Genomic DNA, 12,440 nt, shown 5'->3' with positions numbered 1-12,440 from the left:
ACGAGGTCAAGGTGGGAACGGTTGTGGCTGGCATGTGTTTCGACTAACCATGGACGCTCCGACGATGCATTCGAGCCGAAATCACTTCCCGGCCCGGTTCAATCCAGGAGTCAAGTCTCATGAGCACTGATCCGACTACCAAGGTGTTGTTCCGTGTCCCAGACGATGAGGGCGGGGTTACGGTTGAGACGCTTTGGGCCTTTCCACTCGGCGATGACCGATATACGCTGGACAACTCGCCCTTCTATGCTTACGGCGTCTCTTGGCAGGACACGGTCTTTGCGCCCATTGATCCCCAAGAAGACATGCCCACGTTCCATGCGGTGATGGCGAAGTCCGTTAATTGCACTATACGGATCATCCTGGATCCACCCGTTGCGCCTGGCAATCGTTCTGACCAGGTGCTCCAGGGACTGGTAGCGCTCGGCTGCAGCTATGAGGGCGCGAATTCCAGGTACTTCTCACTCAATATACCACCCGCCGTCGATCTGCAGGCGGTGCGCTCATACCTTATCCAGCAAGACACGCAGTGGGAGCACGCAGATCCAACTTATGCTTCGTTGTTCCCCGATGAAGCATCATGACTCACTCACGCCGCTTCGTGGCGCCTCCCCAACCTAATGTCAGATGGCAATGCTTACTTCCTTCGATCTTAAAGGCGTTGATGCTGCATGGCTTGCCATTGATGCCGTTGGCCAGGTCGCACTTTTTACGACAGCGGGTGAGGGACCGATCCCGGCTACAGCACTCATCTCACTAGAGACCGCCGAGGAGCTGATCTTGGCATTGCCGGAAACCTCTCGCGTAGACTTGCGCGTCACGCTTATTCGGCCAGACGACTTTATTGCATTTTCCAAGCGCGGCGTCTTTGCCTACGACTGGTCGGACATCCATCGCATCGCTCGGCAAGCCTTGGGCGGATATGAACTGCAAAGCCTGCCGAAGACACCGCTGCACCTGTCCGATCTGCCCGAGTCGCTACGCACCCTGGCTGCAGCAACCCAGGTCTCAGGCGTGGTATTTGGCACATCCATCGTGGTGCCGGGCGATCTGCTTGTCACCGAGTAGTCCAATCAAGCCGACAACGCTTCCCGGCTCGGTCTGGCTCAGGATTTTGGAGACCTGAACTGCAATCTCGCTCCTTTACTTTATGACTAGAACGGCACCGTCCGTGAGGCCGTGGATCTCATGCGTGACGCTGGCGCAGACATCCCTAGCTCCATTCCGGACAGGATAACCTTCAGCGCTCCTAGGCGTTGCACATCCAACGGTGGGATTTCGCACTTTGGCCATGAAAAACTTCGCGTCGTTTTGGTTGATTGCCATGACTGCAATGGCAAGTGCGTCTTGCAGCTCCACTCCAAGAATTGATGGCAGGTCTCCTGCGGCGTTCGAGCGCAGCCACGCGGCTGTCGTTGCAGCGCTCTCCCCCGAAGATCGGATGCGACTCTCCCTGGCAGAGCTGATCGTTCTATCACGCCAGGGATGCCTCACCTCGAAATCGCCTGCTAGCCAGCCCTTGATCAACGAGACCCTGGGTGGGCAAGCGGACTTGGCCTCATGTCGTAAGGAGTTGAATGGGCTCTCCTTCAAGGACATCATGGGCTTGGCATATCCTGATGGGGAGCCGGCCGGTGCTGACTCCGCAGGCGCCGCCTGACAATTCTTCCGCGCAAGGCGATTCGCTGCGCGGCTTCATTCTGGCATCAGGTCTAAGGGGACAATTGGATGGAACGGGCAGCACTCATTGTCATTGCTCTAATGAGCGCTTCGCTGGCGACTCCGCTAGCGTATGGCGGAACACTTAAGGTCAAGACTGATCAAGTCGTAGGTCTGACACGATTTCTTGAGGAAAAGCCGCTTGACGAGAGCGCGCCTGCCATTCGCTCGCTGCTCATCGCGTGGGAGGAGAAGAGCAAGGATGTAGTCGACTACGTTTGCCCGGGCGTACTTGAACCAATCCCGGCGACCAATGTGCCCAACTCTGGAGAGCTACTCACGCAGTTCATTTTTGGAAGCGCTGCGCATCAAATCGCCTACCCAAGCGACAAGGGGAAGCTGATGCCCGGACAACTCGCGGGGATGCGCAGCATGCTCAAGGCGTATGGCGCATTTCTCGCGGCTGATCCAGCAGCGCGGATTCCCAGGCTAGATGAGCTTTCGCAGATGAACGCCACGGGGACGCTACCCGAATACCTTGGGCCGATCGTAACAAAGGAGTGCGGCAAAGGCTCTTGATTTCTTAGATACAAGGGTCGAGGCTGCCTGGAGCAATGGAAGGTCAGTACCCGGCCCTGCTGTTGTTCACGGCTAGCATCACAAACGCCTAAGCGGACACCGCTTCGCAACGGGACTTGACTCGGATATTACACAACACAAGAGAACGTCATGATTCTTGATGACCAGGGCCTGCCAGCGCTCGACCAGTTCAGTGCTGATGGCTTTGTTGATTGCATTTTCAAGGTTGACGAGTTCAAGAAAGACGCCGATTTTTATTATTTTAATCTGCTCGCCTCACACAATTCGGTGCGCGTCGGATTTTCGGTGAAAATCATCAGAAGCATTGGCCCTGGATTCGATAGAGACATGAATCTCATCAAAGATCATATCTACGGCCAAGGCGCATGTTTCAGATCACTGGGGAAGATTAGTGACGACCTGCTATCTGCGCTGGCGGCCCTATATGGACTTGACGTCGGCGCGCTACGGATGGTCCCTGAAGAGACCTTTACAGTGATTGCCCTACAAGAAGACGACACAGATCTCAGTCAACACCGAGTTCGCATGAAGCTCTTTGGGCGGGACGCAAACCACTTTGATGAAGATGACTATTACGAGAGCTTTTTTACAGTCGATCTTCCGAATGGGTTCGTGTACTGGAATGAGAAGGATAAAGACTACCGCGTCCCACTCATCAGAGCAATGAGTACGCCCTAACATTCGTTTGGTGCGAAGTCGGTACTGGTCTCTCTTAATGCAGGCATTCGATGGCATGGAGATGCGCTCCCGAAATTCGAAAATTCGTTCGTCGGCATTTGCGGTCGCGATGCTCTGCAACGCACTCCTTGCCGGCAGCGCCCATCAACTCGGCCCAGGCATGGAATCGGCACGACGTGCAAGTGAGCTAGGCTTGGCCGGCTGCTGGGTCACGGAACCGATGCGGCGCTATCAAGCCCTGGATTACGCCGATCAGGTCGGAAATCCCATGGTGTCGAGCTCTCCGGAATGGGAACAAGCGATGTCGATGATGCAGCCCGGCGACCAACTTCGCCATGTTGCATGCAGAAATGGCGTCAACTACTTTGGCTTGTTCCGTGGCGGCGCGGTATTGCTGAAGTTCGGCGCCATGTTGTACTAGCGATGTCGGGTGACACGACAATGCATCCTGCCGACACCGTTCCACGACACTGTTAATGCACACGCGAAGTCCATCAATGAATTCTGCAGACGCATCGAAGGTCGTACTTGTAAGCTTTGTGCCGTATTCGGCCCACCACGAGGCGCTATTGCTAAGTCTGATCGAACGAAAGATCAATCTTTTTTGCGCTGCGGGCAAAGATTGCGAGAACTGGGAGCTTGCTCTTGACTTGCTGCTCACTGACCCAGATCGCAACTTCAACCATGAGATCACTACGACCAGTCATCCGGGGGAGGCAGTAGAAGACGTACTGAACCTCGCAGAGCGATGGCATGTTCAAGGCTCGCAGGCGGTAGAACTCATTGAGGTTTCTGCTTGAGCTTCTCGCAGTTGGATCTGATAATTTGTCCACGTCGCAGCAGCGCGGTGCGGCTCAACTCAGGCGTTGATTTATGCTGCTACTGCAGTCCAATCTCGAGGCATCAGAATCCCACCCCCGATTTGCAGCCGGACTGAAGGTTGCTGCTCTCCTGTTCGTCGCCGCTCCTGATCTGGACGCAGCGGAGGATCGAGTATCTGCGGAACTAGGCAGCAAGGGCTGGCGCCGCATCGAAACCGAGCGCACCAAGGTGATTACAGACTATGCGCAATTCGATGGCCAGAACGACGTCGTGGGGCAAGCCTTCCGCGACGCACAGGTGTCGGGCTTTGGATATGTGCTATTTCCGGATCCTAATACCTGATAATCAACCACGCCGATGCCACTTCCCGACGCATTTTAGTACCGGGTCGAGGCCATCAAGGAAGACGCCGTGCTGATTCGGTTTGTCACGCTTGCTACCGACTCGGATTCAGGGCGCGCTGGAGGGGTGCTCGTTGCCGCGCATACGCTTCGCGATGAGGGGGAGCTGTCTACTCAAGATCATGACAAACTCCGCACCGCCCTGGCTTGGTTCAATGACCATCTTCCGGTGCCGACTGCACTGGCGGATCCTGAGCATCGGCGTGCCATCTCCTGGTTCAAGCCGGCGGCGGACAACGCGATCAGACGGATGTGGCAGCTAAAGATCCTGCTGGATCTCCATGGATACCACGTCAATGTGCTGCGGACGTCAGACCCGGGTACAGTGGTGTATGAGGATGACTGGCAGGTTATTGCCAAGCCATACAGGGGGCAGCGCTTCTAGTTCATCGGGACGGCATGTAAGGATTTACACGCCGGAGGTGGCAGGCTGCGCGCGCGGTACGGCTTCCGTCTTCCGCGGCTAGCCTCGCGCTTCGTGGATCAAGCCCACCGCCCCCACCACCAGTTGGCCCGGTGCTTCTTCGCCTGGCGCGGCTACCCACTCTGCTCCATGTCCTAGGTCATGGCACCGTCCAGCGGCCTGCATTTCGAGCAAGACCCAAGACCTCGACCTGTGGCATGCTGCATACACGACGGCCGCGCTGGGGAGTGCGGCAGATGCTTCACCCCCTTCTGGCACCACCGACCGACCACACACTCAAGCTGACGCCTCTCGGTGGCGCGTCTTGATAGGTATTCAATAGAAGATGAAAGTTCCCATTGCTGCAGGCAACCTGCTTCTCGCAATGCTTGTTAACGGCGCCGCCACTGCGGGCGAGCCAGATCCTCTTTGCTTACCAGTGAAGCAATTCGTCGCTTCCGTGAGCGCCGGCGAAATCCACGAGATCGCTTTTCACACGTCCTGGGGTAGCAATTTTAAAACCGAGAACGAAGCTGCGTTCTCGGCCAAGAAGTGCCTGCATCAGGGCTACGGCCCAGCCAAACCAGCCTGCCAGGCTCTCATGGATCATGGCGCCGTTGAATTTTCGAACACGAACGCGGAGCGCGTGGTGACGTGCCTTGTCCCGAGCAATCATTGGGGAAGGCATGTTCACCTGGAGCAAGGTGCGCTGTCTCTTCAATACGGCACGGACAGGCACGCCGCCGACGTCACTGTCAGCTACGAGACAGATGAAGAGATGGGTGGAATGGTCTTGCGGTTGCGTGCGGCCGGTTACTAAGTCGGCACCTGAAGAGTGGCCATGCGAGAGCGCCAACTCCCCTCCCGGGAGCGCTGCCAGATGTTCGCTCTTGTTGCCCAGTAATTCACTCAAATCAGATTGGCTCTGTCCCTCTACATAACGCACACGCTTGGCCTCACCGCGATGTCCAACCGAATACCGAAACTGACACTTCTCATGTTCTTGTTCTTCACTGCGTACTTGGCGGTGCTTGTGCTTCTTGGCCAAGAGCGCGCAATGGATTGGGAGCTCAGCGAAGATGAGATGTACCCGCATGAAATCGTCATGTGCTTCGCCTTGGCTGGTGGCATTACCGCAACGTGGTTGCTGGGGCTTTATCGCGCACATCTCGCCGGCAGCTGGCGTTGGTTCCTAGCCTGCCTGTTCCTCTCGCCAGTCGCATTCGTGTACACCTTGTTTTTCAACACGGGCCACAAAGCTGACGAATCGTCCCAATCGCCCCGTCTGGCCGGGCGTAACTCTGGCGTCGAGCGCTGATATGAGACATCTGCTGCTCTCCACCGTTCTTTCCGGCTGCGCCTTGGGTTGCGGCGTCGCGTGCGCGGCCACAGCGCTCACCAGCCCCCTTGTTGGCACCTGGGTGCTTTGCGAGGACCCCGATGGCAACCCGAAAGACTCGCTCGAGTTCTTTCCCGAAGGCTATGGTTTTAGCCGGCGGCCTTCTGCCGCAATGGCGCCCTTCCTGTACAAGGAGGCCAATGGGCAGGTCTTGCTCGCGGTGAACGCACGAGGCGATCTAATCACTGTGCGCCTTAGCGTGCCGCCGGACCACAGCCGCCTGAACTTCAAGAGCGAGCGAACCGGCAATGTGGCGTATTACGTTCGCGCCGGCACCGAGCGAAGTACGAGCTGCACGGCGAAGTAGCTATGCTTTTCACGATACGGCAAACCCTGCTCGACTACGCGGCGCAGCTTAACTCAGGTGTTCGGCCCCATGCTCAAATTCATCTATCTCCTGCCATTGGCTGCCTTGCTGGCAGGGCATTCGACCACAGCGCTTGGCTCTTCTCTCGACCTCGGTGGCGTCTTTTTCAAATCCGGCCATCCTCTGAAGGGTGAGACGATCGAAGAGGCTGTGGTCGACGCGGACCAAATCACCAACGTGAATCGCTCTGTCGATCTGATCAAGCGCTACCCGTCGGTAAGGTTTGAGATTTCTGGCCATACGGATCAGTCCGAGTGCTCCGGCCAGGAATGCCACGCTCTGGCCCAACGGCGGACGCTGTTTCTATACAGGTTCCTGCTTGCTGCTGGTGTAGATCCGCTATGCGTCATAGCACTAACCGAATACGGATCTACGCGTCCGATCGCGGACAAGCCGGCGGATAGCTGGCGTAATCAGCGGGCCGAATTGAACGTGGACATCGATCCGTGATCAGCTCTATCCTGGCTGCCACCAACTCACTCTAGCCGCCATCGCTTCGCGACGCGGCTTAGGCACCAGGTCTGTCGCGAATGCTTCCGCCAAATTCAACGTCACTAGCGACGCCAGGCCTATCGGAGAAGGCATGCCATTCTTGATGTACTTGCCTCTGGTGCTTTTCGCTGCCGTCATAGCAAGCGATTGGTTGCTGGCCAAGAGGATTCGCAGCGCCTTGGATGCAGACCGGTTAAAGCTCGCCGGCTTCGAGCACTTTCGCTTCGGCGGCTCGCCTCTCGGAATTGCCCTTAACCTGTTCCATTTATGGAAAATTCCCACAGCCAATGATTCTTCGGATCCGGAGTACCTTGCGATCCGTCTGCATTGCCGCATCCATCAAGCTCTATTCGGATTATTGGCCATCAGCATCATGGTATTGGTCTTTCGCGGGGCCGCACCCTAAATTTGGTAGAAGCCCCCATGAGGCAGTTCACAACATTAGTTTTCGCGTCCGTCTTGTTCGCGCTGGCTGCTTGCTCCGCTCAAAAGCCAGTTCGGACCGCGGCAGACAATCCATATCTCGCGGAGCCATCCGTCTGCGACATCAAGGCATACGCGGCGAAGTTCGGCGAGGACTCGCCTCGGACGTGCATCGCACGTATTGTCGCGAAGCGCTGCAACAGGACCGACTCCTGCCAGTTCATATGCCAAATCAGTGGTGAGTGGGATCACATCGGAGGCGGTTGCGACCATATGTGCAACTATGGAGAGGTGTTTGACCTCCCGCCTGGCACTGAAGTGTGCAGCGCAAAGCAGTGATCCCCAACCGTTTATTCGATCCGATTGCGCTTCGCAACGCGACTGAACTTAGGTATTAGAGGAAAAAGGCATGGACTGGCGCTATTCGCTCTTTACAGCGGAGCAAGGGCTTCTCGGGATCTTCCCGCTCGCTGTCGCGCTCGTTCTTCTTGCGCTAGCGGCGTCACCAGGTCGCAGAGTCATTGCAAGCGCTCCATGTCTGTTTGCCTTGGCCGGTTTCGCCGCCTGCTGCTTGGCCGCCGGCCTACCGCATGTAGAGAATTGGACGCTAGTCGAATACGTTCCGCTCTTCATTCTGTTGCTGACCTCGGCTTTGTTCGTCCCTTCCACATTGGCTCTGCGGCGCCGCTGGCTCGGTATCATCCATGTGCTATCGCTCGCGGGCGCGCTGCTCTCGTTCTTTGTTGCATCCATGGCACTCTCGCACGACGGGACGTAGGCGGCCTCACTGCAGTGCATTCAAGCTTAAGCCGCTTCATTTGACGCCTTAGAGGCAGGGTTCGGCACGCTCGTGGCTTCCATCATCGGCACGTTGCTTGGTGCTTCGAGGTTCTGCTCCGGAGCGGAGCCTCTCTTACCCCACCATCGGATCGCCCGCCGCTTCGTCCAGCAGCGTCGTTGCTCCGGTCTGCTCGTCGCCTAAAATCCGGATCAGGTCCGGCAACCAGCAGCCTGCGTGCGCATCGACACGGGGATCTGTGGCATGCTCGGCGCTTGGCGGCGCGCTACTGAGCATCCCCGTGCTTCGCCGCCTGTTGACCTTCTCCCACCTTCAGTCCAGCTGACGTCGCTGCGCGGTTCAGTTCAGACATCAGGGCATAGATGAAGCGAGTTCGCGGGTTCAGCAATGCCCTTCTCGCGAGTCTCATCGCGCTGGTTGCCTGCGCTCTCGTTTGGTTCGTCGGCTTCGTGGTGTGGGGTGCCGTCTCGACCTGGCCGCGAACGGATTGGCTGCTGCTACTGACCATCTCCGGCGTCGTGGTGTTTTACGGACTCATCGTGGCGCTTCCGGTTCTGATCATCTTCGCCGCGCCTGCATATGCCCTGCTCTTACGGGCTGGACGTGCGTCATATGCCACTGCCACGATCATCGGTGTCATCCCCGGCGTCGTGCTGCTTTGTATCAACGCGAGGTCAGGAGTCGCAGCCATGGTAACCGGCGTTGTTGTTTCGATCGCGACGCACACATCGTGTGGAGGAGAACCTGGCGAATTGCCCAAGCCGGACTCACGTCGCGGCTGGACGTGATTCAGGCAGTACGCGCTGGTGGGACACTCCGTGACGAGGCTTGTTGCAAAGCACGATCCAGGTCGCCATCCTGAGGACTGGCTGAATTCATCGCAGTAGTTGAGCAACGATTGACGGCTTCGTAGGCCGCACTTATTTCGAATGGCTTGGCCTTTTCATCGGGGGAATGAATGAGATTTCTGATATCTGCATTATTGTTTTCCGCGACTCTTTCGGCTAATGCCATGGATTTTGGCCCCTGGCGCTTCGGCATGTCGGCGGAAGAAATTCGAGCAGTGGAAAGCAACGGACCATATCGTGAATTCTCCAATGGCGATCTGGAGACTTACAACGCCGACTTTGGCGGGAAGCGTCAGAACGCCCAGTTCTACCTCAAGGAAGGCCGCCTCTGGCGAGTCGCCGTCCGCGTGTATGAAGGTACTGATCTTTCCAAGGCCACTCGCACCTGGGAACAAACATACACCACCTTGAAAGAACTACACGGCCCGCTGGAAACGCCTGACCTCTCTGGCGAAACGCTGGAAGCGCTCGCGGCATCTGCCGAGGCCGTCGTTGCCCATGGTGGCAAGGCTCAAATGGCCCCAATCTCACAACCGGTTGGCACATTCGTCTTCAGTTCGTTCAACTCTTTCACGCATGAGGGCGTGACGTACTACATGGTCACCGTCAACTATGATCAGGCTTCTCCCTAGCAAGCGGTACAAGCCGATGTCGCTCAGCAGCTTGGCTTGACTCAGTTTAGGCAGCACACAAAACAATGACGCACTTCACAGACATGCTGTCAGGCGATGGAATCGCTTTTCCATTTGATGGCGACGATCGATGAAACGACGCAGCATCTGCGTCGGAATCAGCGTGCTGACCTTGTTCTTCCTGGCGATCGGCTACCTTACCGCGTGGTTGTCGCTGGCCACATGCGCGGAAGCGAGCTTTCGGGAAGCAAGAAGCAAAGGCGTCAGTGGCCGCGACATGCTAGGAAACAAGGTCGTTCCGACACGCGAGGCTGTGACCGCGTCCATCGCAGGGCCGTTCCTCGTCCAGACGCAGTATGACCTGCCATCCGACCTGCATGGGACGATCCATATCAGGCGGTATGTCGCACTGCCGTGGAGCACAGTTTCTTACGCATCGGAAGTGATTCGCTTGGTGGACGCAACCCTAGCCCCTGCAGATGCATCCCGCAGGGTCGCACAAGCCAGCTCCGACGTGCAGCATGGGATACTGTCCTTGCGAGAAATCAAACGGAAAGCTGCCACATGAACTCTATCGTCGCACTTGCAATCGCCATCGGCAGTTGGCTTTCGCTCCCCGGCGGCTCATGGATGCCGAATACCGAGGATGTCGCCGCAGCCAGGCAGCAGCTCGAGCCGTATGTGACGCGCCAAGCGTCCATCGGCAAGGTGCGGCTTCCCGACTGGAGCAGCTACACCTTCCAATACCAGGGCCAGACGTTTCGTGGCGACAAGGTCATCCTGATCAATGCGTTCTGTCGCACTCCACCAGCGACGGCTGCCACCGACATGGTCGTGGTCTTCGATGGCGGACCATGCTACTTCAGAGCACGCTGGGATCCGGCCGAGAAGATCTTCCTGGATGTCGTCTTCAACGGGCACGCATGATGGCAACCAAGGATTTGATCGACTACCCACCTGATGATCTTGAAGCACGTGAACCACTGCTGGTGAGCTGTGGCCCCCATGGCGAACGGATCGCCAGCGTGGTCTGCCGACATATGCTCAATGGCCAGCCGGCACCCGCGGGATTCATCGAGAACAACAGCGATCCCAACGACCTTCAGGCATGGTGCCATGCCTGCGAGGAGCTGTTCACGGCCGAAGGCGACATGACCGAGGCTTTCAAGGCGTTCAATGACATGACGCTGGTCTGCGTCGACTGCTATGCCCAGGCAAAGACGCGACATGACATCCCGACGAACTGAAGCAATTCGCGCCGTTCAACAGTGGGATGGGCCGGGGCATCAATGAAAGCGACCCGGCCGACTATGCCACCCAAGCCGATTCAACGTTCTCATTTCGTCGAGCCAACACCGTTTGGGCCCGAAAGACGTTCGGCGGTAAAAGAAGTCAGTCCGGCACACGACCCAATTGGAGTAGTCCCGCAATGTTGAGGATCACGGAACCGGATGCGACGCTACTGACGCGACTCAAGCATGCATGCCTGGCGTCCTGGTGCGTGGTGGCGACTTCCGGCGTGTCGGCGTGGGCAGCGGCGGCGTTCGAATTTCGCACCCTGGCGGCAGCGCTGCATCTGCTGATGTGGATCGGCGGCGCTGCGTTCGTGCTGTGCTGCCTACTGCTGATGAGCTCGGTTCTTATACTGATGTTGTCCCGCGCGCCGAAACGCGATCGACCGCCCTGAGCAGCGTCATAGCCCGCCAGGCGCGCGCGCATTCCATCTCCCAACCATCCGCCCCCCATGCACACACACCCGCCCCATCATGACAATGTGCAAGCCTGCCGGAAGCAGGCAGTGGACCTCGCCGCCGGCATCGTGGCCGGCTCGATTCCGCTGCTGGATGGCTGCCACCGCCTGGCCGCCCTTGGCCATCGCGTCGGTGTTCCATACGATGACCCTGACTTTCGCATATTCTCGGTGATCGAGTCGGAAACGGATGCGCTCCCCATCGGGCCGATCCGCAAGGAATGGGCGCCCGACGCCCTGGCGGAACTGGCCCCTGAACTGCTGCATGCAGACGCCTGGGCCAGGCCGATGGCCATGCGTGCCTGCCATTCCGTGATTGCGCGGTTCGGGCCATGAGCCAGGCAACAGTGACTCCTGGCATGATGCCGCATCCCCTCTTATCCACACATGCTCCAATGCGATCGACGAGCTTTGCACTGCGTCTGGCGGTGAGCGTGAGCATCCTGATGGCAACCTTGCCGTCAGCGCATGCGACGGAGGAGTTGGAGCAGGCTTGGTTGTCCTTGATCCGTGAGGCACTTCCCCCGTCCTGCCATGCAGAGAAGCTGGCCGTCGAGGCCACCGTCAGCGGCAATAATGGCTTGCGGCAAGAACGCTGGCGCATGAGTACCTGCCGAGGGGAGGCGAGCTACGTGGTCGCCTACTATCCGCCCATCGCGTTTCCGAACCGCAAAAGCCCGTTCGAGATCACCAGAATCGACACCGGAGCCGCGTCGATTGTCCACCGCGCTGCGGCGCACAGTCGTTGAACTTCGCGCCCACCACGCACCCCGCACATACCCCCATGAACTGGAAAGCGATCCTTGCCTACACCGCGCTGCTGTTTCTTTTCCAGTGCGGCACTAGCTTTGCCAGTGGGCTCTTCGACCCTATTGGATGGATCAATGCCTGGAATCTTCTCTCGTTCCTGCTATGCGCCGCGCTGTTCGCACACATGTCGCGGCGCGTGACGCAGCACCGTCTGGCGCATGCCTGCCTCATCCTGGTCATCTACGCCGTCGTTGCCGACCTGCTCGCAGCGCTGTTGCCGGCAGACACGACGGGCGAACCGACACTGTTTGTCATTCTCGAATGGGTGCAATTGCTCGCTTCCGCCGGCTTCGGCTTGTTCGTTGGCTGGCTGTTTCTGCGCAGGCTCGAGCAACGCCAGCTATCGTAGGTATACGC

The 12,440-nt window shown here is 57.9% G+C and carries 24 protein-coding genes; all 24 read left to right on the top strand.

What is annotated here, in order from left to right; translation table 11 throughout:
- The first annotated feature begins 119 nt into the window (after positions 1-119).
- The 24 genes from AC1PK7_RS01935 (at position 120) to AC1PK7_RS01820 (ending at position 12,432) form a co-directional block, all read left to right on the top strand.
- Entirely contained in the window at positions 120-584 is a 465-nt protein-coding gene (locus AC1PK7_RS01935; protein WP_481099685.1) for a DUF4265 domain-containing protein, read from the top strand.
- A gap of 49 nt (positions 585-633) precedes the next feature.
- Positions 634-1,068: a hypothetical protein gene (locus AC1PK7_RS01930; protein ID WP_481099684.1), complete on the top strand. Its 435-nt coding sequence runs from the start codon at positions 634-636 to the stop codon at positions 1,066-1,068.
- A 223-nt stretch (positions 1,069-1,291) separates the two neighbouring features.
- Positions 1,292-1,660: a hypothetical protein gene (locus AC1PK7_RS01925; protein WP_481099683.1), complete on the top strand. Its 369-nt coding sequence runs from the start codon at positions 1,292-1,294 to the stop codon at positions 1,658-1,660.
- 101 nt (positions 1,661-1,761) lie between these two features.
- A complete protein-coding gene (locus AC1PK7_RS01920; RefSeq protein WP_481099682.1) occupies positions 1,762-2,238 on the top strand; it encodes a hypothetical protein in 477 nt (158 codons plus the stop codon).
- A 150-nt stretch (positions 2,239-2,388) separates the two neighbouring features.
- Positions 2,389-2,937 carry a hypothetical protein gene (locus AC1PK7_RS01915; RefSeq protein WP_481099681.1) on the top strand — a complete coding sequence of 183 codons (549 nt, stop codon included), beginning with the start codon at positions 2,389-2,391 and terminating at the stop codon, positions 2,935-2,937.
- 37 nt (positions 2,938-2,974) lie between these two features.
- Positions 2,975-3,358 carry a hypothetical protein gene (locus AC1PK7_RS01910; protein ID WP_481099680.1) on the top strand — a complete coding sequence of 128 codons (384 nt, stop codon included), beginning with the start codon at positions 2,975-2,977 and terminating at the stop codon, positions 3,356-3,358.
- 76 nt (positions 3,359-3,434) lie between these two features.
- Positions 3,435-3,737, top strand: a complete 303-nt coding sequence (locus tag AC1PK7_RS01905; protein WP_481099679.1) for a hypothetical protein — start codon at positions 3,435-3,437, stop codon at positions 3,735-3,737.
- A 73-nt stretch (positions 3,738-3,810) separates the two neighbouring features.
- Positions 3,811-4,101, top strand: a complete 291-nt coding sequence (locus AC1PK7_RS01900; RefSeq protein ID WP_481099678.1) for a hypothetical protein — start codon at positions 3,811-3,813, stop codon at positions 4,099-4,101.
- Between the two features lie 69 nt (positions 4,102-4,170).
- Entirely contained in the window at positions 4,171-4,545 is a 375-nt protein-coding gene (locus AC1PK7_RS01895) for a hypothetical protein (RefSeq protein WP_481099677.1), read from the top strand.
- A 364-nt stretch (positions 4,546-4,909) separates the two neighbouring features.
- Positions 4,910-5,383 carry a hypothetical protein gene (locus AC1PK7_RS01890; RefSeq protein ID WP_481099676.1) on the top strand — a complete coding sequence of 158 codons (474 nt, stop codon included), beginning with the start codon at positions 4,910-4,912 and terminating at the stop codon, positions 5,381-5,383.
- A gap of 177 nt (positions 5,384-5,560) precedes the next feature.
- On the top strand, positions 5,561-5,881 hold the full coding sequence (locus AC1PK7_RS01885; RefSeq protein WP_420008669.1) for a hypothetical protein: 321 nt from the start codon (positions 5,561-5,563) through the stop codon (positions 5,879-5,881).
- Position 5,882: 1 nt separating this feature from the next.
- Complete coding sequence (locus AC1PK7_RS01880) at positions 5,883-6,269, top strand: hypothetical protein (RefSeq protein ID WP_420008668.1); 387 nt, start codon at positions 5,883-5,885, stop codon at positions 6,267-6,269.
- Between the two features lie 69 nt (positions 6,270-6,338).
- Positions 6,339-6,779 carry an OmpA family protein gene (locus AC1PK7_RS01875; RefSeq protein WP_481099675.1) on the top strand — a complete coding sequence of 147 codons (441 nt, stop codon included), beginning with the start codon at positions 6,339-6,341 and terminating at the stop codon, positions 6,777-6,779.
- A 133-nt stretch (positions 6,780-6,912) separates the two neighbouring features.
- On the top strand, positions 6,913-7,227 hold the full coding sequence (locus AC1PK7_RS01870; RefSeq protein ID WP_481099674.1) for a hypothetical protein: 315 nt from the start codon (positions 6,913-6,915) through the stop codon (positions 7,225-7,227).
- Positions 7,228-7,653: 426 nt separating this feature from the next.
- On the top strand, positions 7,654-8,022 hold the full coding sequence (locus AC1PK7_RS01865) for a hypothetical protein (protein ID WP_420008665.1): 369 nt from the start codon (positions 7,654-7,656) through the stop codon (positions 8,020-8,022).
- A 383-nt stretch (positions 8,023-8,405) separates the two neighbouring features.
- Complete coding sequence (locus AC1PK7_RS01860; RefSeq protein WP_481099673.1) at positions 8,406-8,831, top strand: hypothetical protein; 426 nt, start codon at positions 8,406-8,408, stop codon at positions 8,829-8,831.
- 224 nt (positions 8,832-9,055) lie between these two features.
- Positions 9,056-9,523, top strand: a complete 468-nt coding sequence (locus AC1PK7_RS01855) for a hypothetical protein (protein ID WP_481099672.1) — start codon at positions 9,056-9,058, stop codon at positions 9,521-9,523.
- A gap of 130 nt (positions 9,524-9,653) precedes the next feature.
- Entirely contained in the window at positions 9,654-10,091 is a 438-nt protein-coding gene (locus AC1PK7_RS01850) for a hypothetical protein (protein WP_420008662.1), read from the top strand.
- Entirely contained in the window at positions 10,088-10,450 is a 363-nt protein-coding gene (locus AC1PK7_RS01845) for a hypothetical protein (protein WP_481099671.1), read from the top strand. Before AC1PK7_RS01850 ends, AC1PK7_RS01845 begins: the two co-directional genes overlap by 4 nt.
- Positions 10,450-10,770, top strand: coding sequence for a hypothetical protein (locus AC1PK7_RS01840; protein WP_481099670.1), 321 nt, complete (start codon positions 10,450-10,452; stop codon positions 10,768-10,770). The genes AC1PK7_RS01845 and AC1PK7_RS01840 overlap by 1 nt, the downstream gene beginning before the upstream one ends.
- Positions 10,771-10,952: 182 nt before the next feature.
- Positions 10,953-11,210, top strand: coding sequence for a hypothetical protein (locus AC1PK7_RS01835; RefSeq protein ID WP_481099669.1), 258 nt, complete (start codon positions 10,953-10,955; stop codon positions 11,208-11,210).
- A gap of 111 nt (positions 11,211-11,321) precedes the next feature.
- Positions 11,322-11,609 (top strand): hypothetical protein, encoded by a 288-nt coding sequence (locus AC1PK7_RS01830; RefSeq protein ID WP_481099668.1) that lies wholly within the window; start codon positions 11,322-11,324, stop codon positions 11,607-11,609.
- 98 nt (positions 11,610-11,707) lie between these two features.
- Entirely contained in the window at positions 11,708-12,022 is a 315-nt protein-coding gene (locus AC1PK7_RS01825) for a hypothetical protein (protein ID WP_481099667.1), read from the top strand.
- 35 nt (positions 12,023-12,057) lie between these two features.
- A complete protein-coding gene (locus tag AC1PK7_RS01820; RefSeq protein ID WP_420008657.1) occupies positions 12,058-12,432 on the top strand; it encodes a hypothetical protein in 375 nt (124 codons plus the stop codon).
- Positions 12,433-12,440: the final 8 nt, after the last annotated feature.

The organism is Xanthomonas sp. NCPPB 3174, assembly GCF_056725205.1.
This window is presented reverse-complemented; position numbering and strand designations above follow the sequence as displayed.

What these genes read in the sequence shown, in the direction of transcription:
- AC1PK7_RS01885 (WP_420008669.1), top strand. Translation starts at nt 5,561, where the DNA reads ATGTTCTTGTTCTTCACTGCGTACTTGGCGGTGCTTGTGCTTCTTGGC.
- AC1PK7_RS01935 (WP_481099685.1), top strand. Translation starts at nt 120, where the DNA reads ATGAGCACTGATCCGACTACCAAGGTGTTGTTCCGTGTCCCAGACGAT.
- AC1PK7_RS01890 (WP_481099676.1), top strand. Translation starts at nt 4,910, where the DNA reads ATGAAAGTTCCCATTGCTGCAGGCAACCTGCTTCTCGCAATGCTTGTT.
- AC1PK7_RS01925 (WP_481099683.1), top strand. Translation starts at nt 1,292, where the DNA reads ATGAAAAACTTCGCGTCGTTTTGGTTGATTGCCATGACTGCAATGGCA.
- AC1PK7_RS01920 (WP_481099682.1), top strand. Translation starts at nt 1,762, where the DNA reads ATGAGCGCTTCGCTGGCGACTCCGCTAGCGTATGGCGGAACACTTAAG.
- AC1PK7_RS01870 (WP_481099674.1), top strand. Translation starts at nt 6,913, where the DNA reads ATGCCATTCTTGATGTACTTGCCTCTGGTGCTTTTCGCTGCCGTCATA.
- AC1PK7_RS01905 (WP_481099679.1), top strand. Translation starts at nt 3,435, where the DNA reads ATGAATTCTGCAGACGCATCGAAGGTCGTACTTGTAAGCTTTGTGCCG.
- AC1PK7_RS01865 (WP_420008665.1), top strand. Translation starts at nt 7,654, where the DNA reads ATGGACTGGCGCTATTCGCTCTTTACAGCGGAGCAAGGGCTTCTCGGG.
- AC1PK7_RS01875 (WP_481099675.1), top strand. Translation starts at nt 6,339, where the DNA reads ATGCTCAAATTCATCTATCTCCTGCCATTGGCTGCCTTGCTGGCAGGG.
- AC1PK7_RS01900 (WP_481099678.1), top strand. Translation starts at nt 3,811, where the DNA reads ATGCTGCTACTGCAGTCCAATCTCGAGGCATCAGAATCCCACCCCCGA.
- AC1PK7_RS01860 (WP_481099673.1), top strand. Translation starts at nt 8,406, where the DNA reads ATGAAGCGAGTTCGCGGGTTCAGCAATGCCCTTCTCGCGAGTCTCATC.
- AC1PK7_RS01850 (WP_420008662.1), top strand. Translation starts at nt 9,654, where the DNA reads ATGAAACGACGCAGCATCTGCGTCGGAATCAGCGTGCTGACCTTGTTC.
- AC1PK7_RS01880 (WP_420008668.1), top strand. Translation starts at nt 5,883, where the DNA reads ATGAGACATCTGCTGCTCTCCACCGTTCTTTCCGGCTGCGCCTTGGGT.
- AC1PK7_RS01930 (WP_481099684.1), top strand. Translation starts at nt 634, where the DNA reads ATGCTTACTTCCTTCGATCTTAAAGGCGTTGATGCTGCATGGCTTGCC.
- AC1PK7_RS01855 (WP_481099672.1), top strand. Translation starts at nt 9,056, where the DNA reads ATGGATTTTGGCCCCTGGCGCTTCGGCATGTCGGCGGAAGAAATTCGA.
- AC1PK7_RS01915 (WP_481099681.1), top strand. Translation starts at nt 2,389, where the DNA reads ATGATTCTTGATGACCAGGGCCTGCCAGCGCTCGACCAGTTCAGTGCT.
- AC1PK7_RS01820 (WP_420008657.1), top strand. Translation starts at nt 12,058, where the DNA reads ATGAACTGGAAAGCGATCCTTGCCTACACCGCGCTGCTGTTTCTTTTC.
- AC1PK7_RS01845 (WP_481099671.1), top strand. Translation starts at nt 10,088, where the DNA reads ATGAACTCTATCGTCGCACTTGCAATCGCCATCGGCAGTTGGCTTTCG.
- AC1PK7_RS01910 (WP_481099680.1), top strand. Translation starts at nt 2,975, where the DNA reads ATGCAGGCATTCGATGGCATGGAGATGCGCTCCCGAAATTCGAAAATT.
- AC1PK7_RS01835 (WP_481099669.1), top strand. Translation starts at nt 10,953, where the DNA reads ATGTTGAGGATCACGGAACCGGATGCGACGCTACTGACGCGACTCAAG.
- AC1PK7_RS01840 (WP_481099670.1), top strand. Translation starts at nt 10,450, where the DNA reads ATGGCAACCAAGGATTTGATCGACTACCCACCTGATGATCTTGAAGCA.